The 25,158-nt window shown below is 73.3% G+C and carries 19 protein-coding genes; 11 read left to right on the top strand and 8 right to left on the bottom strand.

Annotation, left to right across the window (positions count from 1 at the left end):
* The first annotated feature begins 61 nt into the window (after positions 1-61).
* Together ACBI99_RS26910 and ACBI99_RS26905 are read left to right on the top strand one after the other, a co-directional pair.
* Positions 62-679, top strand: a complete 618-nt coding sequence (locus ACBI99_RS26910) for a class I SAM-dependent methyltransferase (RefSeq protein ID WP_219510472.1) — start codon at positions 62-64, stop codon at positions 677-679.
* Positions 679-1,860: an acyl-CoA dehydrogenase family protein gene (locus ACBI99_RS26905; RefSeq protein WP_219510473.1), complete on the top strand. Its 1,182-nt coding sequence runs from the start codon at positions 679-681 to the stop codon at positions 1,858-1,860. The genes ACBI99_RS26910 and ACBI99_RS26905 overlap by 1 nt, the downstream gene beginning before the upstream one ends.
* Positions 1,861-1,980: 120 nt before the next feature.
* On the opposite strand, the gene ACBI99_RS26900 is transcribed toward ACBI99_RS26905, so the two are convergent.
* The 3 genes from ACBI99_RS26900 to ACBI99_RS26890 are packed head-to-tail and all read right to left on the bottom strand — an operon-like array spanning position 1,981 to position 4,368.
* Positions 1,981-2,760 carry an enoyl-CoA hydratase/isomerase family protein gene (locus tag ACBI99_RS26900; protein WP_219510474.1) on the bottom strand — a complete coding sequence of 260 codons (780 nt, stop codon included), beginning with the start codon at positions 2,758-2,760 and terminating at the stop codon, positions 1,981-1,983.
* The gene (locus ACBI99_RS26895; RefSeq protein WP_219510475.1) at positions 2,757-3,671 is read right to left on the bottom strand and encodes an alpha/beta hydrolase; all 915 of its coding nucleotides are present in this window, start codon (positions 3,669-3,671) and stop codon (positions 2,757-2,759) included. Before ACBI99_RS26895 ends, ACBI99_RS26900 begins: the two co-directional genes overlap by 4 nt.
* A 10-nt stretch (positions 3,672-3,681) precedes the next feature.
* On the bottom strand, positions 3,682-4,368 hold the full coding sequence (locus ACBI99_RS26890; RefSeq protein WP_375073783.1) for a gamma-glutamyl-gamma-aminobutyrate hydrolase family protein: 687 nt from the start codon (positions 4,366-4,368) through the stop codon (positions 3,682-3,684).
* A 434-nt stretch (positions 4,369-4,802) separates the two neighbouring features.
* Between ACBI99_RS26890 and ACBI99_RS26885 the strand changes: the two genes are divergently transcribed.
* Complete coding sequence (locus tag ACBI99_RS26885) at positions 4,803-5,930, top strand: globin domain-containing protein (RefSeq protein ID WP_375073782.1); 1,128 nt, start codon at positions 4,803-4,805, stop codon at positions 5,928-5,930.
* 3 nt (positions 5,931-5,933) lie between these two features.
* Here ACBI99_RS26885 and ACBI99_RS26880 read toward each other — a convergent pair whose 3' ends face one another.
* Positions 5,934-6,725 (bottom strand): helix-turn-helix domain-containing protein, encoded by a 792-nt coding sequence (locus ACBI99_RS26880; RefSeq protein ID WP_375073781.1) that lies wholly within the window; start codon positions 6,723-6,725, stop codon positions 5,934-5,936.
* Positions 6,726-6,868: 143 nt separating this feature from the next.
* On the opposite strand from ACBI99_RS26880, the gene ACBI99_RS26875 reads away from it, so the two are divergent.
* On the top strand, positions 6,869-7,948 hold the full coding sequence (locus ACBI99_RS26875; protein ID WP_246646165.1) for an exo-alpha-sialidase: 1,080 nt from the start codon (positions 6,869-6,871) through the stop codon (positions 7,946-7,948).
* Between the two features lie 3 nt (positions 7,949-7,951).
* Positions 7,952-8,260, top strand: a complete 309-nt coding sequence (locus tag ACBI99_RS26870; RefSeq protein ID WP_053174846.1) for a hypothetical protein — start codon at positions 7,952-7,954, stop codon at positions 8,258-8,260.
* A gap of 6 nt (positions 8,261-8,266) precedes the next feature.
* On the opposite strand, the gene thyX is transcribed toward ACBI99_RS26870, so the two are convergent.
* The 4 genes from thyX to ACBI99_RS26850 all read right to left on the bottom strand — a co-directional run bounded on the left by thyX (position 8,267) and on the right by ACBI99_RS26850 (position 15,450).
* Entirely contained in the window at positions 8,267-8,977 is a 711-nt protein-coding gene (thyX, locus tag ACBI99_RS26865; protein WP_219510481.1) for an FAD-dependent thymidylate synthase, read from the bottom strand.
* A gap of 100 nt (positions 8,978-9,077) precedes the next feature.
* On the bottom strand, positions 9,078-11,687 hold the full coding sequence (locus ACBI99_RS26860) for a M4 family metallopeptidase (protein WP_375073780.1): 2,610 nt from the start codon (positions 11,685-11,687) through the stop codon (positions 9,078-9,080).
* Between the two features lie 431 nt (positions 11,688-12,118).
* A complete protein-coding gene (locus ACBI99_RS26855; protein WP_375073779.1) occupies positions 12,119-13,264 on the bottom strand; it encodes an amidohydrolase family protein in 1,146 nt (381 codons plus the stop codon).
* Between the two features lie 59 nt (positions 13,265-13,323).
* Positions 13,324-15,450: an anthranilate synthase component I gene (locus ACBI99_RS26850; protein ID WP_375073778.1), complete on the bottom strand. Its 2,127-nt coding sequence runs from the start codon at positions 15,448-15,450 to the stop codon at positions 13,324-13,326.
* Positions 15,451-15,669: 219 nt separating this feature from the next.
* On the opposite strand from ACBI99_RS26850, the gene ACBI99_RS26845 reads away from it, so the two are divergent.
* The 6 genes from ACBI99_RS26845 to ACBI99_RS26820 all read left to right on the top strand — a co-directional run bounded on the left by ACBI99_RS26845 (position 15,670) and on the right by ACBI99_RS26820 (position 25,154).
* Positions 15,670-16,845 carry a cytochrome P450 gene (locus tag ACBI99_RS26845; protein ID WP_375073777.1) on the top strand — a complete coding sequence of 392 codons (1,176 nt, stop codon included), beginning with the start codon at positions 15,670-15,672 and terminating at the stop codon, positions 16,843-16,845.
* Positions 16,842-17,426 (top strand): TetR/AcrR family transcriptional regulator, encoded by a 585-nt coding sequence (locus ACBI99_RS26840; protein WP_375073776.1) that lies wholly within the window; start codon positions 16,842-16,844, stop codon positions 17,424-17,426. Before ACBI99_RS26845 ends, ACBI99_RS26840 begins: the two co-directional genes overlap by 4 nt.
* Before the next feature lie 33 nt (positions 17,427-17,459).
* Positions 17,460-18,896: a glycosyltransferase family 39 protein gene (locus ACBI99_RS26835; protein WP_375073775.1), complete on the top strand. Its 1,437-nt coding sequence runs from the start codon at positions 17,460-17,462 to the stop codon at positions 18,894-18,896.
* Positions 18,897-19,024: 128 nt separating this feature from the next.
* On the top strand, positions 19,025-22,528 hold the full coding sequence (locus tag ACBI99_RS26830) for a S8 family serine peptidase (RefSeq protein WP_375073774.1): 3,504 nt from the start codon (positions 19,025-19,027) through the stop codon (positions 22,526-22,528).
* 68 nt (positions 22,529-22,596) lie between these two features.
* Complete coding sequence (locus ACBI99_RS26825) at positions 22,597-24,216, top strand: CocE/NonD family hydrolase (protein WP_375073773.1); 1,620 nt, start codon at positions 22,597-22,599, stop codon at positions 24,214-24,216.
* Positions 24,198-25,154, top strand: coding sequence for a YafY family protein (locus tag ACBI99_RS26820; protein WP_219513790.1), 957 nt, complete (start codon positions 24,198-24,200; stop codon positions 25,152-25,154). The genes ACBI99_RS26825 and ACBI99_RS26820 overlap by 19 nt, the downstream gene beginning before the upstream one ends.
* The last annotated feature ends 4 nt before the right edge of the window (positions 25,155-25,158 follow it).

Genomic DNA, 25,158 nt, shown 5'->3' with positions numbered 1-25,158 from the left:
GGCCGGATCCCCGGCCCGATGACGGACTCCCGTACACGATCTTCGCACTTACCGTCGGTGCATGCCCAACGACAGCGCACTGTTCCTCGGTCAGTTCCTGCGTGCCCCGGCGACCATCGGCGCGTTCGCGCCCAGTTCCCAGCGGCTGGCTTCGGCGGTCTGCGCGCCGGTGCCCGAGCGCGGCGAGCCCACCGTCGTCGAGCTGGGACCGGGCACCGGCCCGTTCACGGCGGAGATCCAGCGCCGGCTGGCCGGGCGGGGGCATCACCTGGCGGTGGAGCTGAACGAGCCGATGGCGGCGCTGCTGGCCGAGCGGTTCCCGGCGGTGGACGTGGTGCACGGCGACGCGGCGGAGCTGACCGGGCTGCTGTCGCAGCGCGGCCTGCGGCAGGCGGACGTGGTGGTGAGCGGGCTGCCGTGGGCGGCCTTCCCGACGGAGCTGCAGCTCGCGCTGCTGGGCGCGGTGACGGCGGCGATGAGCCCGGCGGGGGCGTTCACCACGTTCTCCTACATCCACGCGATCCCGATGAGCTCGGCCCGCCGGTTCCGGTCGCTGCTGTCGGAGCGGTTCGAGGAGGTGGTGGCGGGGCGCACGGTGTGGCGCAACGCTCCCCCGGCGTTCGTCTTCCACGCGCGGCGCCCTCGCCCGCCGGCAGAACTTCCTTCTACGATGATGTGATGGACTTCACCCTCCCCGAATCCGCGCTGGCCGTGCGGAGCGGCGTGGCCGCCATCTGCTCCCGCTACGACCTGGACTACTGGCAGCGCTGCGAGAGCGACAAGCGCTGGCCGCAGGAGGTGTGGGACGAGCTGGCCAAGGGCGGCTGGCTGGGGCTGGCGGTGCCGGAGCGGTTCGGCGGCGGCGGGCAGGGGCTGCTGGAGCTGGCCGTGGCCACCGAGACGATCGCGGCCTCGGGCGCGGCGGGCGGGTCGGCGTTCACGTACGTGCTCACGCCCGGGTTCGGGGCGCTGACGCTGAGCCGTCACGGCAGCGCCGAGCAGCAGGCGGAGCTGCTGCCGTCGCTGGCGACGGGCGAGGTGGAGACGTGTTTCGCGCTGACCGAGCCGGACGCCGGGTCCAACGCGCTGGCGATCACGACGTCGGCGCGTCGCGACGGCGGCGACTACGTGATCAACGGGCAGAAGATCTGGATCACCGGGGTGCAGCGGGCCACCTGGATGCTGCTGGTCGCCCGGACGATCCCGGCGGCCGAGGCGCGCCCGCGCAGCGCCGGGCTGACGGTGTTCCTGGTGAACGTGCCCGAGGCGGTCGCGGCGGGAACGCTCACCTACCGGCCGATCCCCAAGATGGGCGCCAACACCACGCCGTCCAACCTGGTGTTCCTGGACGGCGTGCGGGTGCCCGCCTCGCGGGTCGTGGGGCGGCCGGACGAGGGCGCGGCCGTGCTGTGGGACATCCTCAACCCCGAGCGCGTCCTGCTGGCCGCCTCGGCGCTGGGCGGGGCCGAGGTGGCGCTGCGCGTCGCGGTCGACTACGCGAAGCAGCGCGAGGTGTTCGGCCGGCCGATCGGCGCCAACCAGGCCATCGCGTTCCCGCTGGCCCAGGTCAAGGCGAAGATCGAGCTGGCCCGCCTGATGATCTACAAGGCGGCGTGGTCGTTCGACCGGCGGCTGCCGTGCGGCACCGAGGCCAACATCGCCAAGCTGACCGCGTCGCAGGCCGCCTGGGAAGCGGCCGACGCCGCGTTCCAGACGCACGGCGGGATGGCCTACTCGCTGGAGTATCCCGTGGCCCGGCTCCTGGCCGACGCCCGGATCGGGAAGGTGGCACCTGTGACCGAGGAGCTCCTGCTCAACTACCTCGCGACCCAGGTGCTCGGCCTGCCCCGCGGCTTCTGACCCTCGCGGGCCGCTGCTTCGTCCCCCCGGGCGGCGTTCTCGGCCCCGGCAGACAGGCCCTGGGTCTGTCGCCCCGCTCCGCTCTCCGCCTACCCGCGGGGCGGGGGCGAAACCACTTGTTCAGCCGAACGACGGGGGACGCTTCTCGCGCAGCGCACGGACGCCTTCGGCCACGTCGGGGCCGGTGAAGCCGAGGAACTCCATGGCCAGCGAGGCGTCGAAGGACGGCCCGGCCAGGCGCAGCCAGTTGTTGAGCGCGTACTTGGTGAGCCGGACGGCCTCCTGGGCGCCGGCGGCGAGCCGGACGGCGAGGCCGAGGGCGGTCTCGTGCACCTCGTCGTCGTCGACGCAGAGGCTGACCAGGCCCATCCGCTCGGCCTGCTCGCCGGTGACGGGCTCGCACAGCAGCAGGTGGTATTTGGCCTTGGCCAGCCCGCACAGCAGCGGCCAGACGATCGCGGCGTGGTCTCCGGCGGCGACGCCGAGCCGGGTGTGGCCGTCGATGACGCGCGCGGTGCGGCCGGCGACGGAGATGTCGGCCAGCAGGGCGACGGCGAGCCCGGCGCCGACGGCGGGGCCCTGAATGGCGGAGACGATCGGCTTGGAGCAGTTGATCACGTTGTAGACGAGGTCGCGGGCCTCGGCGAACACGCGCATCCGGGTGGCGTGGTCGCGGGTCATGTCCTCGATCATCGACAGGTCGCCGCCGGCGGAGAACGCCTCGCCCTCGCCGCGCACCACGACGGCGCGCACGGAGTCGTCGCCGTCGATGTCGCGCCAGATCCCGGCCAGCTCGCGGTGGCCGGTGGCGTCGACGGCGTTGAGCTTGCCGGGCGCGCTGATCGTGACGCGCAGGACCCCGTCGGCGGGCGTGTCGGTGGTGAGCCGCTCGTAGGTCACAGGAACTCCCTCAGCCGCCCGGCCACGTAGTCGCGCGCCTCGGCGGCCTGGTCGAACAGGCGCGGCAGGCCGAAGAAGCCGTGCACCGCGCCCTCGAAGCGGCGCACCTCGACCGGCACGCCCGCCTCGGCCAGCCGTTCGCCGTAGCGCTCGCCCTCGTCGCGCAGCACGTCGCAGCCCGCCGTGACCACGGTGGCGGGCGGCAGCCCGGCCGCCGACTCCAGCCGCAGCGGCGCCAGGCGCGGGTCGGCGCGGTCGGCGTCGCCGGCGTACTGCCGCACGTACCAGTCCATCTCGGCGGCGTCGAGGCCGTAGCCCTTGGCGAACTCGCGGTAGCTGGGGGTGTCGAGGGCGGCGTCGAGGACCGGGTAGACGAGGACCTGGTGGGCCAGCCGCAGCCCGGCGTCGCGGGCCTGCCAGGCGGCCACGGCGGCCAGGTTGCCGCCCGCGCTGTCGCCGATCACCGCCACGCTGCCGGTGCTCTGGTAGAAGGCGGGCCGGGCGAAGATGTCGCGCAGCACGGTCCAGGCGTCGTCGGCCGCCGCCGGGAACGGGTGCTCGGGGGCCAGCCGGTAGTCGACCGAGACGACGACCGCGCCGGTGCGGATGGCGAGGTCGCGGCCGAGGGCGTCGTTGCGCTTGACGCTGCCGAACACCCAGCCGCCGCCGTGGAAGTAGACGAGCACGGGCAGCGGCTCGTCGCCCCGGTCGGCGCGGTAGATGCGGATCGGCACGTCCTCGGCCGTCTCGTCGCGGACGAACGGCAGCTGCGGCAGCGGCCCGCGCTGCTCGGCGAACCCGTCGACGGCCCGCAGCTCGTGGATCTTCTCCAGGTCGAGCGTGGCCAGGTCGGTGTTGAGGTCCGACGGGTAGGCGGCGACGTAAGCCTGCGCCTGGGGGTGCAGCGGCATGATCCGAAGCCTAGCGGGCCGCTTCCACGAGCGCATCGAACAGGCCGTTGTCGTCGCCGCGTTCGGGGTGCCACTGCACGCCGACGGCGAAGCGGTGGCCCTGCAGCTCGACGCCCTCGACGACCTGGTCCTCGGCCCAGGCGACGGCCAGCAGGCCGGTGCCCAGGCGGCGCACCGACTGGGTGTGCGGGGCGACGACCTCGACGTGGTCGCCGACCGCCTTGCCGAGCTTGCTGGAGACGCTGACCTGGATGCGGTGGCGGGCGCCGGCCTCGCCGTGGCGGTCGCTCTCCAGCATCTCCGGCAGCCACGGGATGAGGGTGCCGCCCTGGGCGACGTTGAGCACGTGCATGCCGCGGGCGATGCCGAGGACCGGCACGTCGGCCCGCACGGCCGCTCGGGCCAGGGCGAGCTCGAAGCGGTCGCGCTGCGGCTGGGGGGCGGGGGCGCGCTCGTCCTGCTCGTCCCCGTAGGCCGACGCGGCGACCTCGACGCCGCCGGTCAGCACCACGCCGCGCAGGCCGCGTACGTAGTCGTCGGCCGCGTGGGGGGCGAGCGGGGGCAGCACCACGGGCGCGCCGCCGGCCCGTTCGACGGCCTTGGCGTAGGCCGGCGGTGAGAGCACGGCCTCGCGTACCCAGACGTCCCAGCGGGCGGCTTCGAAGTAGGCGGTGATGCCAATCAGCGGTCGGGACATGGCGATCTCCAGGGGGCGCTCTCTCCGGTGTGGCGTCGCCGGTCGCGGCAGCCACAGGCCCATCATGGCGCACTCCATTTCGCCTATGTCGCTTCTCCCACAGATCTCCTCGCTCCTGCCCGTCTGACGTTCTCCGGGTCCGGCGGCACTCTCGCGCCGCACGTGGGAGGGGAGATATGAAGTGAATTATCATTCACGTTAACGGGCCTAAATCCCATTGACGCTGAATGCTGCTAATTACCCTCCAGTTACGGATAGTTCAGATCCGCACCTCATTGGGGTGAATCGGTTGTGAGGTCCAGGAGGTGGTGTAACACTGGATTTCGAGCGATCGGACGTGCCGGGGTACTCCGGACGCTCGTCACCCGGAGCCGTCAGGGAGGTGGGACGACACGACCGGAATGCGATTCCGGTCAATAGGACGGGTTGGGTATATGTCGTTGAATCCGCGCCTGGTCAAAGAGAGCTTCTCCATCATCGAACCGGTGGCCGGCAAGGCGGCCGCCTACTTCTACGGCCGCCTGTTCGCCGAGAACCCGCACCTGAGGGGTATGTTCCCGCCCTCGATGGACGTGCAGCGGGACCGGCTCTTCCATGCGCTGACCCGCATCGTGTGGAGCCTGGACAGCCCGGACAGCATGGCGTCATACCTGGGGCAACTAGGGAGGGACCATCGCAAGTACGGCGTCGTCGCCGACCACTACAGCGCCATCGGCTCGGCTCTGCTGGCCACCGTGCGGCGCTTCGCCGCCGCCGTCTGGACCGCCGAGATCGAGGCCGCCTGGGTCGCGGCCTACGAGGCGGCCGCCACGCTCATGATCGAGTCGGCCGAGGCCGACGCCGGGGTGTCACCCGCGTGGTGGCTGGCGGAGGTCGTCGACCACGAACGCCGCCGCCCCGACATCGCGGTCGTCACGCTGCGCCCCACGCAGCACCTCCCGTTCACCGCCGGGCAGTACGTCAACGTGCAGACCGCGCGCTGGCCCCGGGTGTGGCGGACGTTCAGCATCGCCAACGCGCCGCGTCCCGACAACACCGTCCGCCTGCACGTGCGCTCGGTCCCGGGCGGCTGGGTCTCGGCCACGCTCAACCGCGACACCCGCATCGGCGACACCGTCATGCTGGGGCCGCCGATGGGCACGCTGGCGCCGCCCGGCGAGGGCACGCGCGACCTGCTGTTCGTGGCGGGCGGCACCGGCCTGGCGCCGCTGAAGGCGATCATCGAGCAGGTGATCGCCTCCGGCGGCCGCCGCGGCGTCCACCTGCTGTACGGCGCCCGGACCTCCGGCGAGCTGTACGACCTGCCCGACCTGATCAGGATGGAGGCGTCGTACCCGTGGCTGCGGGTGCTGCCGGTGGTGTCGGACGAGCCGGGCTACGACGGGCTGCGCGGGCGGCTGCCCGAGGTCACGCAGCGCTTCCACTCCTGGGCCGAGCACGAGGTGTACGTGTGCGGCCCGCCCCCGATGGTGAACGAGACGGTCCGGCGGCTGCAGGGCGACGGCGTGCCGCTGTCGCGCATCCACCGCGACGTGGTGCACGGGGAGGGGTGGATCGCCTGAGCGTCACCTGAAGGCGGCGGCGGTCTCCTCGTCGTTCGGCCAGAACGTCTCGATGGCCAGCTCGGAGACCGTCACGTCCACCGGCGTGCCGAAGGTGGCGATCGTGGTGAACATCGACAGCACCCGGTCGCCGTCCCGGATGCGCAGCGGGATCAGGATGTCGGCCGGCCCGGGCGCGCGCACCACGTTGAGGTCCACGCCCGGGTAGGTGTAGGCGGCGAGCTCGTCGTGCAGCTCGGCCAGCCGCCCGCTGCCCGACATCTCGGCCTGCCTGCGCAGCTGGTGCAGCAGGTGGGCGCGCACCACGGGCAGGTTGACCAGCCTGCCGCCCATCGCGTCGGGGTGCAGCGACAGCCGCATCACGTTGACCGGCTCGGTCAGCAGCTCCGCCGGCGCGCCCGCCATGAACATCGCGGCCGCGGCGTTGGCGGCCACCAGGTCCCAGTTCGCGTCCACGACCAGCGCCGGGTACGGCTCGTGCCCGGCCAGGATCTTGTCGAGCGCCAGCCGTACGGACTCCATCTCCGGCGCGCGCACCTCGCGCTCGGGGAACACCGGCGCGAAGCCGGCGGCGACCAGCAGCCGGTTGCGGTGGCGCAGCGGCACCTCCAGCTCCTCGGCCAGGCGCATGACCATCTCGCGGCTCGGCTTGGCCCGCCCGGTCTCCAGGAAGCTCACGTGCCGGGAGGAGACGTCCGCCTCGATCGCCAGGTCGAGCTGGCTCACCCGGCGCCGCTGCCGCCACGAGCGCAACAAATCACCAAAAGTCTCATCTTGTATAGCAATGGCTCCCATGTCTGGCACCGTAGCGCTTCGCGGGAAGTGTCTCGATTACCTCCTGGGTAATCGTGCGGCAAATCGCCCAGTCCTCGCCAGTGCCCGCGCACGGCAGGGAACCACGTGGCACGATGGCCGGAAGCGAACATGGGAGCGATGCCATGACTGACGCAATGCTCGCGATCGGCACCCGCAAGGGCCTGTTCCTCGCCCGCTCCTCCGGCGGGAGCGCGTTCGAGATCGAGCCGATCCAGTTCTCCACGGTCGCGGTGCACGCGGTGGCGATCGACACCCGCGGCACGACCCCCCGCCTGCTCGCGGGCATCGAGTACGGCCACTTCGGCCCGTCGGTGCTCTACTCCGACGACCTCGGCAAGACCTGGCAGGAGGCCGACCGGCCGCCGGTCGCCTTCCCGGACGACACCGGGGCGACGCTCACGCGGGTCTGGCAGCTCACCCCGTCGCCGTCGGAGCCCGGCGTGGTCTGGGCGGGCGCCGAGCCGGCCGCGCTGTTCAGGTCCGAGGACGGCGGCGTCACCTACAGCCTCGTCGAGGGCCTGTGGGAGCACCCGCACCGCCCGCAATGGCAGCCGGGCGGCGGCGGGCTGTGCCTGCACACGATCGTCTGCCACCCGTCCGACCCGCGCGTGATGGCGATCGCCGTCTCGGCCGCCGGCTTCTACCGCACCGCCGACGGCGGCCTCACCTGGGAGGCCGCCAACCAGGGCATCCGCGCGCCGTTCCTGCCCGAAGGACAGCAGTACCCCGAGTTCGGGCAGTGCGTGCACAAGGTCGCCATGCACCCGTCCCAGCCCGGCCGCCTCTTCCTGCAGCACCACTTCGGCGTCTACCGCAGCGACGACTTCGGCGGCACCTGGCACGACATCGGCTCGGCGCTGCCGTCGGACTTCGGCTTCCCGATCGTGACCCACCCCGCCGAGCCCGACAGCGTGTACGTGCTGCCGCTGCACGCCGACGTGGACCGCACGCCCGTCGATCACCGCTACCGCCTCTACCGCAGCGACGACGCGGGCGGCGCCTGGCGCCCGCTGGAGCGCGGCCTGCCCGAGGGGCCGGTCTACGCGACCGTGCTGCGCGACGCGATGACGTTCTCCGAGGCCGGGCTGTTCTTCGGCACCCGCGACGGCGAGGTGCACGGCTCGCGCGACGCCGGCGAGACCTGGGAGCCGGTCGCCCGGCACCTGCCCGACGTGCTGACCGTGCGCGCGGCGGTGCTGTGATCCATGGCCAAGTCCGTGACCATGGTGGTCTTCGTGCTGCCCGCCTCGCTGCGGCGCTGGGTCAGCGGCCGTACCGAGGTGAAGGTGTTCGCGGTGGGCGCCGACCATGAGTCGCCGCCCACGCTGGGCTCGGCCCTCGACATGCTGCGCCGCACCCATCCGCTGCTGGAGGAGCGGATCCGCGACGACTACGGGCGCATCCGCCGCCACATCAGCATGATCGTGTGCGGCGAGAACTCCCGCGGCCTCGGCGGCCTCGACTGCGCCCTGCCGCCGGGCGCCGAGGTCTACGTCCTGCCCGCCCTGGCCTGAGCCCGCCTACGGGGCGACGCGGCCGTTGGCGACGAAGGCGGCGTGGGTCAGGGGCATGAGCTCCGCCCACACCGCCTCCATCCGCTCGGCCACCATCTCGATCTCCCGCTGCGGGAACGACTTGACCCGGGCCTGCTCGTGCTGCGTGCGCAGCGACAGGAAGTGCATGAGCGAGCGGGCGTTGCAGGTGGCGTACATGGTGGAGAACAGGCCGACCGGCAGCACCGCGCGGGCCACCTCGCGGGCGATGCCGGCCTCCAGCATCTCCTCGTAGGCGGCGTAGGACTGGCGGTAGGACTCCTCCATCCGCTGCGTGACGAGCTTGTGCTGCTCGGCGGTGCCGTCGACGAACACGTAGCGGCCCGGCTTGCCCTCCTGCACCAGCTTGCGGTCCTCCCCCGGCACGTAGAAGGACGGCTGCAGCTCGCGGTAGCGGCCGCTCTCCTCGTTGTAGGACCAGCCCACCCGGTGGCGCTGGAACTCGCGGAAGACGAAGATCGGCGCGCTGACGAAGAAGGTCATGGAGTTGTGCTCGAACGGGCTGCCGTGCCGGTCGCGCATCAGATAGTTGATCAGCCCCTTGGACCGCTCGGGGTCCTTCTCCAGCTCCGCCAGCGACTGCTCGCCGGCCGTGGACACGCGCGCCGCCCACAGCACGTCGGTGTCGGACGCGCTGTGCTTGACCAGCTCCACCGTCACGTCGTCCAGAAACCGCACTCGAGGATCCCCCTTCGTCTCGACACAGGCCGCCCGCCATCGTACGCCCGCCGCGCCCCCCTCCGGAGCGCGGCGGGCGGACGTGGGCCAGGTCAGCCCGTCAGCAGCGGCCGGCCGGCCGGTGGCGGGTGACCAGGTCGGTGTCGGCCGCGGTGCCGTCCAGCCACAGCACCTGCCGGTCCTCGCCGGCGGCGAACAGGTACTGGTCGCCGCGGTTGCACGAGACCCGTTCCAGCTCGCCGCCCGCGATCGGCAGCTGGAACAGCTTGGGCAGGTCGTCGTTCGTCAGGCCGAAGCCCATCTGCTCGGCGATCGTGACGTAGCCGTCGCTGGCGTCGAGCCAGTAGGACATCGGCGCGTCGGGGCCGTCCGGGACGAGCGTGGTCACGCCCGTGCCGTCCAGGCCCGCCCGGCTCAGGCCGGCGGTGTAGTCGCCGTCCTCGTTGTGCGTCCAGACGGCGTACCGGGAGGTCAGCACCAGCATGCCGGCCCGCGAGCCGGGCACCGGCAGCACCGTCTCCCTCCCGGTCGCCACGTCGTACACGGCCGGGACGCGCTCCGCGCCGCGCACGCGGACGTAGCCGAGCCTGCCGTCCTTCAGCGACGGGAACACGCCGGTCACGTCCTCGGCGGCGGTGACCAGGACCGGCGCCGCGCCGCCGCGCTTGACCCAGATCTCGCTGCGCTGCGTGGCCAGGTCCTGCTCCTCCCAGGCGACGACGTCGCCCTCGACGGCCAGCTGCACGAGGTAGCCGGTCGTCTCGTGCACCGTCGTCTCGGGGGCGCCGCGATCCAGCGGCCTCGACAGGATGCGGAACCTGGTCTGGGCGTCGTCGAAGGACCCCCACACGGCCCGCTCGCCGTCGGTGACGGGGATGTAGTTCCACTCGGCGTTCTGCGACAGCCTGACCAGGGCGCCGCCGCGCAGCCGCCCGGTGTGGACGGAGCTGGGCTCATCCGCGGAGGCGCTGTTGTTCATCACCACGTAGCGGCCGCCGGTCAGGTCCGGGGCGAAGAACGCCTCCGTCAGCCCGTCGGCGACGACGCGGCTGTCGGTGCGGATGCGCCGGTCCCAGCCCGGCTTGATGCCGTGCCGGTCGAACGCCAGCGCCACGGCCAGCCGGTCACGCGCCGGCAGGCCCGCCGCGCGGGCGGCCGACTCCACGGCGCGGCGGCCGTCCAGGAACTCGTCCAGCGGCGTCATGTACTCCGTCAGCGCCTTGTAGACGAGCTTGTCGGCCTTGGCTCCGCCGATCTTCTCCCGGATGTCCCACAGCGCGCCGGAGAAGATCGTCGAGTTGAGGTGCACGCCGCCGCCGTCCAGGCTCACGGTCACGCCGATGTAGTCCTCGGCGGCGTCGCGGCCGTCGTCCAGGTCGCGGATCGCGCACTGGGCCGGCGGCAGAGTCTTGCACAGCCGCTCGCCCAGCAGGCTCGCGTCCGGGTCGGACATGGGGATGCCGAGCGCGTCGACCTCCACGGCGTTGCCGAAGTAGTCGGCCAGGCCCTCGTTCATCGCACCCGACTGGCCCAGGTAGACCAGGTCGGCGCTGTTGGTGATGACGCCGTGGGTCATCTCGTGGCCGACGACGTCCAAGCCCGCCGCGAACGAGTGGTAGTCGGCTCCGCCGCCGCCGTAGACCATCTTGGTGCCGTCCCAGAACGCGTTGGCGAACGGCTGGCCCTCGAGGGTGACGTTGACGACCGAGTACATGCTGCCGCCCGCGCCGTCGAGCCCGTCACGGCCCAGGCCGCGGTAGAACGCGTACACCTGGCCCGCGCCCCAGTGGGCGTCCACCGCGCCGCTGGCGGTGTGCTGCGGGCCGAACCGCGCGGTGGCCGACTCGGCGAGCTTCGCGTCCGCGGGGACGCCGCCGCCGAGGAACTCGGTGACGTCCCGGCCCGCGGCGTCGTAGGTGAGGATCTCGCCGGTCGTCCCGTTCCACATCGGGCGGGAGCGGTCACGCAGCTCGTGCGCGCCGTCGGCGCGCCGGAAGGCGGGGAACGTCACCTCGCGGCCGTCCGAGGTCGCGCCGCTCGCCTCCACCGGCCCCTCGGGGGCCGCGAAGTGCAGCCGGTCCACCGCGAACAGCGGGCGGCCGGAACGGGCGTCCACGTACGCGTCGCGCACGAACGGGCGGCCGGCCGTCACGCCGCTGAGCGGCACCCGCCAGGCCAGCACGCCGGCGCCGCGCGGCACCACGACCAGCTCGCCCGCGCCGGCCTTCACCGTCCGCCGGTCCGTCCGGTCGCGGACCAGCGTGGCGACCGCCAGCCGCCCGGCCAGCTCCGCGCCGACCGTGGGGACCGGGTCGACCTTCAGCTCGGTGAGGAACCGGCCGCCCGCCCCGGTGACCGTCCGCACGCCGTTCTCGGTGCGGAAGTGGACCAGGTACTGGCCGCCCAGCACCGGCAGGTTCCGGTAGCGCTGGGCGAACCTGACCGTCTCGTCCTTGCCATCCTTGACCGTGCGTAAGTGCACCAGGTCGGTGGGATTCAGGTGATACCGCGGATCGGCCAGGTGCGCCTTGGCCGCGGCCACCGGGTCCCCCGCCGCGGCGGGCTCGGCGAGCCCGCTCACCTCGGCGGGAGCCTCGGTGCCGGCGCGCGGCTCCACCGCGGGCGGCGGCGGATCGTCGGCGTGCGCCGTTCCGGGTACGGCCAGCGCGACGGTCAGCGCGGCCAGGAGAGTGATGGGACGCCAGGACACGACACCTCCAGGTGTGGCGTAGGGGTCTGGCGCCCTCGATCATGACCGCGCCCTTGACGGTCAGACAAATAACGATTCGATCACCCAAATGGGGAAATTCCCCTCACCAAACCGCCCCACCGAACCCGCGCCCCACACGGGACCGCACTTCCCCGCCCAGCCCCTTTCACGAGCGCGCCCCCCGCAGGCGCCTCTCACGGGCGCGGCCCCCGCAGGCGCCTCTCACGGGCGCGGCCCCTGACGGGCGTACCGCGGGGCGGCCTCTCCCGGGTGGACCCACCTGGGTGTGGCGGGCTGGGGTGCGGCGGACGCGGTGTGGCGGGGCCCTGGGGTTGGGGCGGGGCCCTGGCTGGGGCGGGGCCTGGGGGGCGGGCGGGGCCTGGGCTGGGGCCTCGGGCTGGGTGCCTCGGGCTGGGGGCCTGAGGGTGGGGTTAGAGGCGGTAGATGCGGCGGGCGTTGCCGGAGCCGATCATGGAGGCGATCCGGGCGGCGTCGGCGGGGCTCCATTCGCCGTCGTCCAGGCGCTCCTTGAGGGCGCGGGCGAGGCCGAGGCGGAAGTAGACGGCCGAGAGCAGGCAGGTCTCGGCGACGCCCCGGGTGCCCGACCCGTACAGGATCTTGTGAAAGGGGGCGAGTTCGAGGAGGTCGGCGAGGACGCGGCCGGAGCCGGAGGCGGTGCGGGCGAGGGCGGGGCCGGCGTCGAGGTAGACGTGCGGGAAGACGTGCGCGAGGTGGCCGGCGTGCCGCTGGTAGGGGTAGCAGTTGAGGAGGACGATCGGCACCCCGGTGGGCTGGAGGGCTCGGATGAAGCCGGTGAGCGCGGCCGGGTCGGCACCGCATAGGGGGGTGCCGGCGTCGGCGGCGCCGGTGTGGAACTGCAGGGGCAGGCCGCGTTCGCGGGCCAGGTCGGCGGCGGTCCAGAGCAGGTGGCGCAGCAGCACCGGCTCGGTGAGCGACTGCTTGGGGTTGGACAGGCGGCGGTTGGCGGCGGCGATGACGGAGCCGCGGCTGGGCCGGGCGGGTTCGAAGGCGAGGCCGAGGCGGGCGGCGGCGGTCGTCTTGAGCCCGACGGCGCGGCCGGCGCGGGCGGCGAGCTCGTCGGCGAGGCTGTCGAGGTAGTCGAGGGCGACGCTCGCGGTCTCGGCGACGTCCTGTTCGACGTGTTCGACGCGGAGGATCTCGTCGGCGGCGGCGGCGCCGGCGCGGCCCATCTCGCCGGCGGTGAGCAGGCCGAGGTTCTCGGCGCCGCTCTCGACGAGGAAGGCGACGATGCCGGCGGCGCGCAGGAGCAGCCGGTTGGCCTCGGCGGGCCCGAGCTCGGCCCGGCGGGCGAGGTAGAGGGAGGGGGCGGCGTGCGGTTCGAGGCCGAGAACGGGGGCGCACCAGCGGCGGATGGCGGCGCCGGCGGGGGTGTCGAAGTGGGTGGTGCCGGGCGGCGCGGGGCTGGTGTCGTCGTTGATCAGCAGCTCGAAGCGGGCCCGGGACAGCTCGTCGCGGCGCACCCCGTGGCAGGCGTGGTCGACGAGCGGGGCGAGCAGGGCCTCACGCACCGTGTCCGGCAGGTCTACGGGGAGCATGCGGGGAACTCTAGGCGTTCTCCGCACGCCCCCGTGGACGTTTTACCGACGAAAGGGCCTCACCTGCGGGAAAGCCGCAGCACGTTGGCGATGATCTTCGCGCCCGCGCCCCCTTCGGCGGTGAGGATGGACTCGGGGTGGAACTGGACGGCGAAGCGGCGGTTGGCGGTGTCCTCCAGGGCCATCACGTTGCCGTCGGGGGTGACGGCGGTGGCGGTGAAGCCGACGACGCCGGGCACCTTGGCGTGCAGCGAGTGGTAGCGGGCCGCGGTGAACTCCTCGGGGAGCCCGTCGAGCAGGGCGCTGCCGCCGAGCCGGGAGACGCGGCCGCGCTTGCCGTGCTCGGGGTAGTCGAGCAGTTCGAGGGAGCCGCCGGCGTGCTCGACCATGGCCTGCAGGCCGAGGCAGACGCCGAAGACGGGCAGGTCGCGCGCGTAGATCTGGTCGATCAGCGCCGACATGCCGAAGTCGGTCGGCCAGCCGGGGCCGGGCGAGAGCACGACGAGGTCGGGCCCGATCTCGTCGATCATGGCGGGCGGGAAGCCGTGGCGCAGGGTGACGACGTCGGCGCCGTCCTGCCGGAAGTAGTCGGCGAGGGTGTTGACGAAGGAGTCCTCGTGGTCGACGAGCAGCACCTTCATGCCCTGGCCCGGCTGCGGCCTGGGCTCGGCGACCGGTTCGGCGCCGGGCCGGTTGACGGCGGCGAGCGCGCCGAGCAGGGCGCTGGCCTTGAGCTCGGTCTCGCGCTCCTCGGCCTCGGGGTCGGAGTCGAACAGCAGTGTGGCGCCGGCCCTGACGATGGCGATGCCGTCCTTGATCTGGGCGGTGCGCAGGGTGAGGCCGGTGTTCATGGAGCCGTCGAAGCCGATGAAGCCGATGGCGCCGCCGTACCAGCGGCGGGTGGTGGCCTCGTGGTCCTCGATGAACTGCATGGCCCAGGTCTTGGGCGCGCCGGTGACGGTGACGGCCCACATGTGGGTGAGGAAGGCGTCGAGCGCGTCGAACTTGGGGCGCAGCCTGCCCTCGATGTGGTCGACCGTGTGGATGAGGCGGGAGTAGAGCTCGATCTGGCGGCGGCCGATGACGTTGACGGTGCCGGGGACGCAGATGCGCGACTTGTCGTTGCGGTCGACGTCGGTGCACATGGTCAGCTCCGACTCCTCCTTGACGCTGGACAGGAGGGTGCGGATCGCCTCGGCGTCCTCGACCGGGTTGCTGCCGCGGGCGATGGTGCCGGAGATGGGGCAGGTCTCGACGCGGTCGCCGCTGACGCGCACGTACATCTCGGGTGAGGCGCCGACGAGGTGCTCGCCCTCGCCGAGGCTGATGATGAACTCGTACGGGGCGGGGTTGCTCTTGCGCAGGCCGCGGTAGAAGGCGGCGGGGTCGGTGCAGGTGGCGTGGAAGATCTGGCCGGGCACGACCTCGAACAGGTCGCCGCGCTTGAAACGTTCCTTGGCGGCGGCGACGACCTTGGCGTACTCGCCCTTGACGGGGTCGGGGGGCAGCTCGCCCGGGGCGACGGCGGGCGTGGTCTCGCCGGTGCGCTCCAGGCCGCGGGTGGTGGCGCCGTCGACGGTGAACTCGTAGCGCAGCTCGCGGCAGGTCTCGCGCTGCCGGTCGATGACGACGAGCCGGTCGGGCAGGTGCAGGACGAGGTCGCGCTGGTCGTCGGGGCGGACGAGCTGCTGCCTGATGGGCTCGAACTGGAAGGCCAGGTCGTAGCCGAAGGCGCCGTAGAGGCCGAGGTGCGGGTCGTCGCCCTTGAAGGCGGCGATGACCTCGCGGATGGCGGTGAAGACGGTGGGGCGGCGGCTGCGCATCTCCTCGGGCAGCAGGTCCTCCGACTCGGGGACGTGCACCTGGACGAGGTCGGCGGTGGGCTCCTCGACGGGCTTGCCCGCGGCGAGCAGGCAGGAGGCGACGGCGGGCAGCACGACGCGGCCGCGCTCGTTGAGCGCCCTGGCCGAGATGACGCGGCCCTTGGCGACGAGCTCCAGGCAGGGGTCGACGTAGCCGAAGGCCCATCGGCTGTAGCGGCCCGGGTAGTCCATGCCCGAGGAGAAGGCGCCGCCGCGCCGCTCGCCGAGGGCCGTCACGATCTCTTCGAGCGCGTCCTCGGACACCTCGCGCACTTCGCGCTCGACGCCGACGCCCCCGGCGGTGGTATATCCGCTCGTCTCCACTGCTGCCCCTTTGAATGTCACAAGCCCCGGGGCGAACACGACAAAGGCCGCCAACCGGGGCGGCCGTCCGTTTGAGGTATGCGAATCCCGCGCCGCCTAGGAGCGGCGCCACCACTGAAGCCGGGCGCGATTTCGCATGGGAACAGGCTACTCCGTCCCATCAAGATCGCGCAATGCGACACGCCTTGCATTTACAATACAGTGTTGTACTGTATTGGAATGATCGGCACGCTGCCCACCACCCGGACCAGCCCGTTCGACCCGCCCGAGGCGCTGGCGGAGATCCGCGCCGAGCGGCCCGTCACGCGGCTGGCCTACCCCGACGGCCACGAGGGCTGGCTCGTCACCGGCCACGCGCAGGCGCGCGCCGTGCTGGCCGACCCGCGCTTCAGCTCGCGGCCCGAGCTGCGCCACCACCCCGTCCCCGGCCCGGCCGCCGGCGGGACGGGACAGCCCTCGCCGCCCGGCATGTTCACCTCCATGGACCCGCCCGACCACACCCGCTACCGCCGCCTGCTCACCGGCCAGTTCACCGTGCGCCGCATGCGGCAGCTCACCGGCCGCACCGAGGAGCTCGCGACCGGCCTGCTGGACGCGATGGAGGCCGGCGGCAAGGAGGCCGACCTGGTGTCGGCGTTCGCCGGGCCGCTGCCCGCCCTGGTGATCTGCGAGCTGCTCGGCGTGCCCGATTCCGGGCGCGACCGCTTCCAGCGGCAGGCCCGCGCGCTGTCCAGCCTGGAGGTGACGCGGGAGGAGCAGGTCGCCGCCTACCTGGAGCTGCGCGAGATGATGCGCGAGCTGGTGACGGCCAAGCGGGCGGCGCCGGCCGACGACCTGCTCAGCGGGCTGACGGCCGGCGACCTGACCGACGACGAGCTGGCCGGCGTCGGCTTCACGCTGCTCGGCGCCGGGCTCGACACGACCGCCAACCAGCTCGCGCTCGGCGTGTTCGCGCTGCTGTCCGACCCCGATGCCGCACGCGCGCGGGCACTGCGCACGAACCCGGCGGAGGTCGTCGAGGAGCTGCTGCGCTACCTGAGCGTCATCCCGTTCCTGCTGCGGGTGGCGCTGGAGGACGTCGAGCTGGACGGCCACACGATCAGGGCCGGGGAGACGGTGACGGTGTCGATCCAGGCGGCCAACCGCGACCCGCTCCGCTTCGCCGAGCCCGACCTGCTCGACCTGGGCCGCGCGGCGGGCGGCCATCTGGCGTTCGGGCACGGCATCCACCAGTGCCTGGGCCAGCAGCTCGCCCGCGTCGAGCTGCTGGCGGGCCTGCCGGCGCTGTTCGAGCGCTTCCCCGGGCTGCGCCTGGCGGTGGCCCCGGAGCGGGTGCCGCTGCGCACCGACATGCTCATCTACGGCGTCCACGCGCTCCCGGTGACGTGGGAGTGAGCGGCGTCCAGCGGCCGGCCGGGCGGCCACGCAGCCAGGAGGCCGACGCCGCCATCCTCGCCGCCGCGCTCGACCTGCTCATCGAGCGCGGCGCGGGCGAGACGAGCATCGAGCGGGTGGCCCAGCGGGCCGGCGTCACCCGGGCCACGGTCTACCGGCGCTTCCCCGGCAAGACCGAGCTGCTGGTCCGGGCGATCGTGGCGGCCCACCACGACGAGGAGCCGCCGCCCGAGTGGCGCGACGTCGACCACATGCTGACCGACTGGGCGGCCTACCTGTCGGTGCCGCGCCACCGCCGCCTGCTGCGCCGCCTGTACGGGTCGGTGGACGACTACCCGGAGCTGCTGTCGGCCTACCTGGCGGCCAACGGCGGCCTGCGGGCCTCGGCGGTGCGCGAGACGCTGCGGCGGGCGGCCGAGTCGGGGCGGCTGCCGCCCGAGCGCGACCTGACGGCCGTCCAGCAACTGCTCAACGGGGCGATCCTGCACCACCTGGGCTTTCACCCCGACGGCGGCGAACCAGCCGAGATGAAGGCGTATCTGGTCGGCATGCTGGAACAGGTGGGATACCGGACCACCTGACAGGAGCGCCGTAAGGATCTAGGTTGGGCAGTCATGGAGCGGCCCTTGGCGTGGCGGTCGATCACCGTGATCGCGGTCCTGCTGTCCGGCGTTCTGCTGGCGGTCAGCGGCGGCTACGGCTACCACCGTGACGAGCTGTACTTCCGCGTACTGTCACAGCACCCCGACTGGGGCTACGTCGACCAGCCGCCGCTGACGCCGATGATGGCCCGGCTGGCCATCTGGGCGTTCGGCGACACGCTGACCGCGCTGCGGGTGCCGCCCGCGCTGGCGGTGGCGCTGCTGGTGGTGCTGGTGGCGCTGATCGCCCGCGAGCTCGGCGGCGGGGCGGCGGCGCAGACGATGGCGGCGCTGGGCACGGCGGGCGGCGCGTTCACGCTCATCGCCGGGCACGTGCTGCTGACGCTGAGCTTCGACCTGGCGCTGTGGTCGGGCGCGATCCTGTTCGCGCTGCGGGCGCTGCTGCGCGCGGAGCCGCGCTGGTGGCTCGCGGCGGGCGCGGTGATCGGGGTGGCGAGCTACAACAAGCACCTGATCGTGCTGCTCGTGCTGGGGCTGGCGGCCGGATTGGTCACGGCGGGGCCGCGCCGGGTGCTGGCGAGCCCGTGGCTGTGGGCGGGCGCGCTGGTGGCGGCCGTGCTGGCGGCGCCGAACCTGGTCTACCAGATCACCCACGGGTGGCCGCAGCTGGAGATGGCGGCGGCGCTCAGCGAGAACAAGGGCGCGGAGATGCGGGCGCTGTTCGTGCCCATGCAGGTCGTCCTGTTCGGGCCGGTGGTCGCGGTGATGGCGGCGTTCGGGTTCGTGCGGCTGTGGCGTGACCGGCGGGTGCGGGCGCCGGCCGTCGCCTACCCGGTGGCGGCGGGGCTGACGCTGATCAGCGGCGGCCGGTTCGACTACTCGGCGGGGCTGGTCCTGATGCTGTTCGCGGCGGGCTGCGTGGCCGCCGAGGCGGCCGGGCGGCGGCGTGACGCGCTGGTGTCGCTGGGCGTCAACACCGCCGGGTGCGCGCTGTTCGCGCTGCCGCTGATCCCGCTGACGGTGCTGGCCTCGACGCCGGTGCCGGCGGTCAACGAGGTGGCCCGCGAGTCCGTCGGCTGGCCGGAGCTGAACGCCACCGTGACCGACGTCCTGTCCACGCTCACGCCGCAGGAGCGCGCCCGCGCCGTGGTGATCGCCGGCAACTACGGCGAGCACGGCTCGCTCGCCCGGGCGGGCGTCCCGCGCGTGTACGCGGGCCACAACCAGCTCTGGCAGTACGGGCCGCCGCCCGAGAGCGGGGACGTGGCGGTCCTGATGAACATCGGCAGGCGGCTGCGCGACGGGCAGTTCGCCACCTGCGAGGAGAAGGGACGGGTCGGCAACCGGGCCGGGATCGAGAACGAGGAGGCGGGCATGCGGGTGTGGTTGTGCCGCGGCCTGGAGCGGCCCTGGAGCGCCACCTGGCACAATTGGCGACATTTCAGCTGACCAGATTACATTTCAGAACTTGTCAATTTTTGTTGGAGAATGCCCCTTGCATTCTCAACATCATCTCTTCACTCTTCTCCACAGAGGCGTAAAGATCACCTCTGCACCATCGCGGTGAAGGAGAACTTGTGCCGAGCACCCCCCGCTGGCGTGCGCTCCTGGTGGGAGCGATCGCATCGTTAAGTCTCGTCATCCCGCCCGGCGTGGCCCAGGCCGCCCCGGATCCCGGCAAGATCAGCGACTCCGTCCAGGCCCAGCTCGACGGTGACGGCAAGGCGACGTTCTGGGTGCGCATGAAGGGCGAGGCCGACCTCGGCGGCGCGCGCCGGGCCACCTCCAAGGAGGCCAAGGCCGAGCGCGTCTACGAGGCCAAGACCGCGCGGGCCAGGACGTCCCAGGCGGCCCTGCGCAAGCTGCTGGAGTCCAACGGCGCCGACCACACCCCGTTCTGGATCGTCAACGCGGTCAAGGTGACGGCCGGTCCGAAGCTGGCCGCCGAGATCGCCAAGCTGCCCGAGGTGGACAGGATCGACCCGATCCGCACCGTATCGCTGCCCAAGCCGGTCCCCGGCAAGGCCGAGGTCAAGGTGAACGCGGCCGAGTGGAACGTCGACCGGGTCGGCGCCCCCCGCGTGTGGAGCGAGCTCGGCAACCGCGGCGAGGGCATCGTGGTCGCCAACATCGACAGCGGCGTGCAGTTCGACCACCCGGACCTGGCGGCGGCCTACCGCGGCCGCGCCCCGGACGGCTCGCTGCGGCACGACTACAACTGGTTCGACCCGGGCCGGGTCTGCCCGAGCGCGGCCCCGTGCGACAACAACGGGCACGGCACGCACGTAATGGGCACGATGGTCGGCGCCGGCGGCATCGGCGTGGCCCCGGGCGCCCGGTGGATCGCGGCCAAGGGCTGCGAGACCAACTCCTGCACCGACGCCTCGCTGCTGGCAGCGGGCCAGTGGGTCCTCGCGCCGACGGACCTGAACGGCGAGAACCCGCGCCCGGACCTGGCGCCGGACATCGTCAACAACTCCTGGGGCGGCGACGGCTTCGACCCCTGGTACAAGGCGACGGTCGAGGCGTGGGTGGCGGCCGGCATCTTCCCCATGTTCGCCAACGGCAACGAGGGCCCGGCCTGCGACACCAGCGGCTCGCCCGGCCAGTACCGGGTCAGCTACAGCGCGGGCGGCTTCGACGTGAACAACGCGCTGTACACGAACTCCAGCAAGGGCGAGGGCGAGGACGGCGAGATCAAGCCGAACATCGCGGCCCCGGCGGTCAACGTGCGCTCCTCGGTGCCGGGCGGCTCCTACGCCTCCTACACGGGCACCTCGATGGCCTCGCCGCACGTGGCGGCCACGGTGGCGCTCATCTGGTCGGCGGCGCCGAGCCTCCAGGGTGACGTGGACGCCACCCGGCCGCTGCTCGACAGCACCGCGATCGACGTGGCCGACACCGCCTGCGGCGGCACCGCGGCCGACAACAACATCTGGGGCGAGGGCAGGCTGGACGCCTACGCCGCCGTCCAGGCCGCGCCGCAGGACGGCCTCGGCGGGCTGTCGGGCACGGTCACCTCGGGCGGCGCGCCGCTGGCCGGGGTCACGGTGACGACGGACGGTCCGACCTCGCGCAGCGTCGTGACCGGCGCGGACGGCACGTACGCGTTCGTCCGGCTGCTGCCGGGCGACTACCGGGTGAAGGCGGAGAAGTTCGGCTACGACGCCGCCACGGCGACGGCGGCCGTGACCGCCGGCGCGACGACCACGGCGGACGTGACGCTGGTCCAGCAGGCCACCGGCGTGGTGTCGGGCGTCGTGAGCACCGCCGGCACGCCCGAGCCCGGCGCCCGCGTGGCGGCCAGGGGGACCCCGCTGAGCGCGGTGTCCGACTCCTCGGGCCGCTACGAGCTGACGCTGCCGCACGGCGAGCACGTGCTGGAGGTCACGCCGTCCTCGCGCTGCGCGAGCCCCGCGACGGCGGCCGTCACGGTGTCCGGGGACGTGACCGAGGACGTCGAGCTGCCGTTGCGCGGCGACGACTTCGGCTACACCTGCCGCAGCGCCCCGGCGCCCTATGTGGCGGGCACCGACAAGCTGGCGCTCACCGGCGACGACGAGGCGCTCCAGGTGACGCTGCCGTTCGCGGTCCCGTTCTACGGCGCCGGCCAGAGCCGGGCGTGGGTGGCGACCAACGGGTTCGTCACGTTCGCGGCCGACCGGGTGGTGGCGGCGGGCAACAGCAGGCTGCCCGCGACGGCCACGCCGAACAACGCCGTCTTCCCGTTCTGGGACGACTTCGTGGTGGACGCGCAGGCCGGCGTCTACACGGGCGTCACCGGGACGGCGCCGCACCGGCAGTTCGTGGTCGAGTGGCGCAACGTCCGCTTCTACGCCGACGCCACGCAGCGGGTGTCGTTCGCGGCGCTGCTCGGCGAGGACGGCACGGTGAGCTACCGGTACAAGGACGTCGAGAGCGAGCGCGACCAGGGCGCGGCGGGGACCGTCGGCATCGAGAACGCGGCCGGCGACGACGCGCTGCAGTATCTCTACGAGGAGCCGGCGCTGGCCACCGGGCAGGGCCTGACGTTCAGCGCCTCCCGCCACGGCCTGGTGACGGGCGTGGTCACCGACGCCAACGACGGCGACCCGCTGCCGGGCGCGACCGTCAAGGTGGGCGACGTGGCGACGTTCACCACGGGGGCCGACGGCGGCTTCTACGGCCAGCTCCTGGCGGGCGACTACGAGGTGGTCGTGTCCAAGGAGCACTACGGCACCTTCACCCAGGCGGTCACCGTCGCCCCGGCCACGGTGACCCAGGTGGACACGGCGCTGGTGACGGGCCGGGTGGCCGCCTCGACGGCCGAGGTCACGGTGGTGATGCCGGCGGACGCGAGCAGGGAGCGGACGCTGGAGCTGACGAACCTCGGCTCGCCGACGCCGTACACGGTCACCGCCGACCCGGCGGGCGGGTGGCTCGGCGTCACGCCGGCCTCCGGCGAGCTGGCCAAGGGGCAGAAGGCGACGCTGGAGGTCACGGTGTCGAGCGACGGCGTGGCGGCCGGCACGGCCCGCGCCGGGAAGCTCGTCATCAAGTCCGCCAGCGGCCGGCAGCCGGTCATCGAGGTGACGGTGACAGTCGTGGTGCCCAAGCACCAGGTGGCCGTCGACGTGGGGGCGCGCCGCGCGTCCACCGACGCCGCCGGTGACGCCTGGACGCCCGACGCCCGCTACCGGGAGGGCGGTCACGGGTACGTGGGCAGCGGCACCCGCGAGCGCGACACCCGCAGGACCATCGAGGGCACCGAGGAGCAGACGCTGTTCCGCACGGCCCGCGAGGGCATGCTGGAGTACCGCTTCGACGGGGTGCCGGCCGGCGTCTACACGGTCGAGCTGGACTTCGCCGAGATCCGCGGCATGGACATGGGCCGGCGGGTGTTCGACGTGCTCGTCGAGGGCCAGCTCGCCATCCCGGCGCTCGACCTGGCCCTGGAGGCGGGCACGTACACGGCGGTCAGCAGGCAGTACACGGTCCGCGTCAGCGACGGCCAGCTCAACGTGCGCTTCGCCACCCGGCAGGGGGCGACGATCGTGAACGCGATCCGCGTCTCCGAGCGGCCGGACAAGACCGCGCCGTAATCAGCGCCGTTTACAGCTGATGCCGCCCGGGCTACCACCGCCCGGGCGGCATCTGTTACTGGTGGGTCATGCGACGTGTGCGGATCCATCGCGATCTTCCCGTGGAGATGCCCGACGGCGTGGTGCTGCTCGCCGACCGCTACGAGGCGCCCGGCGGCGGCCCGGCTCCGGTGGTGCTGATCCGCTCGCCGTACGGCAGGCGGGGCGTGTTCGGGTTCGTGTACGGGCGCGGCTTCGCCCGCAACGGCTTCCACGTGGTGATCCAGAGCTGCCGGGGCGGGTTCGGCTCCGGCGGGCAGCTCGACCCGCTGGGCGACGAGCGGGACGACGGCCTGGCCACGCTTGACTGGCTGCGCGGGCAGCCGTGGTACGGCGGGTCGCTGGCCATGTTCGGCCCCTCCTACCTGGGCTACACGCAGTGGGCGGTGGCGGCCGAGGCCGGGCCCGAGCTGAAGGCGATGGCCACGCAGATCACCGCCTCCCAGTTCCGCGACGCCGCCTATGTGGGCGGGGCGTTCGCGCTGGAGTCGGCGCTGAGCTGGACGACGCTGACGGACGCGATGTCGCGCCGGTTCGGCGGGGCGGCGGCGCCGCTGACGGCTCCCCGGCTGACGCGCCGGGCCGTGCTGTCGGGGCTGTCGGGGCGGCCGGTGTCCGAGCTGGACCTGGCCTCGGCGGGCCGCCCGCTGCGCTTCTACCGGGACCTGCTGGCCCATCACGCCGACCCGGCCGTGCCGTACTGGGACAAGCGTGACTTCTCCCCTCGGGTGGGTGAGGTGGAGGCGGCGGTCACCATGCTCGGCGGGTGGTACGACGTGTTCCTGCCGTGGCAGCTCAAGGACTACCTGGCGCTGCGGGCGGCGGGGCGGCGGCCGCAGCTGACGATCGGGCCGTGGTGGCACGTGGACGCACGGCACGGGCGGGTGGCGCTGGCCGAGTCGCTGGCCTGGTTCCGGGCGCACCTGCTCGGCGACCCGTCGGGGCTGCGCGAGCAGCCGGTGCGGCTGTACGTGACGGGGGCCGGGGAGTGGCGCGACTATCCCGACTGGCCGGTGCCGGGCTCGCGGCAGGTGCGCTGGCACCTGCGCGAGGACGGCGGGCTGGAGCGGGAGCCGCCGCGCGCGGGCGGGGCGGACCGCTTCCGCTACCACCCGGACCATCCGACGCCGGTGATCGGCGGGCCGGTGCTGCTGGCCGACTCCCGGCCGCGCGACCAGCGGCGCCTGGAGGCGCGGCGCGACGTGCTCGTCTACTCCTCGGCGGAGCTGGAGTCGGACGTGGAGGCGATCGGGCCGGTCTCGGCCGAGCTGTTCGTCCGGTCCAGCACGCCGTACGTGGACGTGGTGGTGCGGGTGTGCGACGTGCGTCCGGGCGGGAAGTCCATGAACGTGTGCGAGGGCGTGCGGAGGCTGCGGCCGGAGCTGCCTGATAATTCGGAAATGCTCGATAAAGTGGGCGATGTGCGGAGAGTGCTGGTGGATCTGTGGCCGGTGGGCCACCGGTTCCGGCGCGGCCACCGCATCCGGGTCCACGTGGCCGCCGGCGCGTACCCGACGATCGCCCGCAACCCGGGCACCGGGCGGCCGCTCGGCGAGGGCGGGCCGATGGTGGCCGCCGACGTCGAGGTGTTCCGCTCCCCCGCGCACCCGTCCGCCGTGATCCTCCCGCTGTGCGCGCCGCTCGGCTGATGTCGCTGGTCCTGCTGCTGCAGGGCCGGGGCGGGATGACGGCGGCGGAGCTGGCGCGCGAGCTGGAGGTGTCGGAGCGGACCGTGCACCGCGACGTGCTGGCGCTGTCGGAGGCGGGCGTCCCGGTCTACGCCGACCGGGGGCGCGGCGGCGGCTACCGGCTGCTGGAGGGCTACCGCACCCGGCTGACGGGGCTGGACCGGGCCGAGGCCGAGGCGCTGTTCCTGTCGGGGGTGCCGGCGGCGCTGCGCGAGATGGGGCTGCAGGAGGTGGCCGCGACGGCCCGGCTCAAGGCCGCCGCCGCGCTCGCCCCCGGCCTGCGCGACGCCCCCGCGACCGCCGCGCAGCGCTTCCACCTGGACGCGCCGGGCTGGTTCGCCTCCGCCGACCCGCCGCCCGGCGCGCTCGCGCCGCTGGCCAGGGCCGTGTGGAACGACCGCACGGTGAGCGCGTCGTACCAGGAACGGGTGCGCGCGCTGGAGCCGTACGGGCTGGTGCTGAAGGCGGGCTCCTGGTACCTGGCCGCGCGCTCGCGCGGCCGGTTCCTCGTCTACCGGGTGGACCGGTTCGGCGGCGTCGAGCAGGACGGCGGCCGGTTCGACCGCGACCCCGGCTTCGACCTGGCCGCGTTCTGGGCCGCGCGGTCCGCCGAGTTCACCCGGTCGCTGCTGCGCGAGGAGATCACGCTGCGGCTGAGCCCGCTCGGGGTGCGGATGCTGCGGCACGTCGCCGACCCGGCGGCGCTGCCCGGCGCGCTCGCCTCGCTGCGGCCCGACGGCACCGTGCGGCTGGCCGTCGAGTCGGTCGAGGTGGCGTTCTCGCAGGTGCTGCGGTTCGGGCCGGAGGCCGAGGTGCTGGGCCCGCCGGAGCTGCGGGCCCTGGTCGCCGCCGCGGCGGCCCGCACGGCGGAGCTCTACCGCGCGGACCCCGGCCGGTAGGGCC

This window comes from Nonomuraea sp. ATR24, from assembly GCF_041950485.1.
In the GTDB taxonomy this organism is placed as follows: Bacteria; Actinomycetota; Actinomycetes; order Streptosporangiales; family Streptosporangiaceae; genus Nonomuraea; species Nonomuraea ceibae.
Note: the sequence above shows the minus strand (reverse complement) of the source record. Positions and strands in the feature narration are given on the sequence as shown.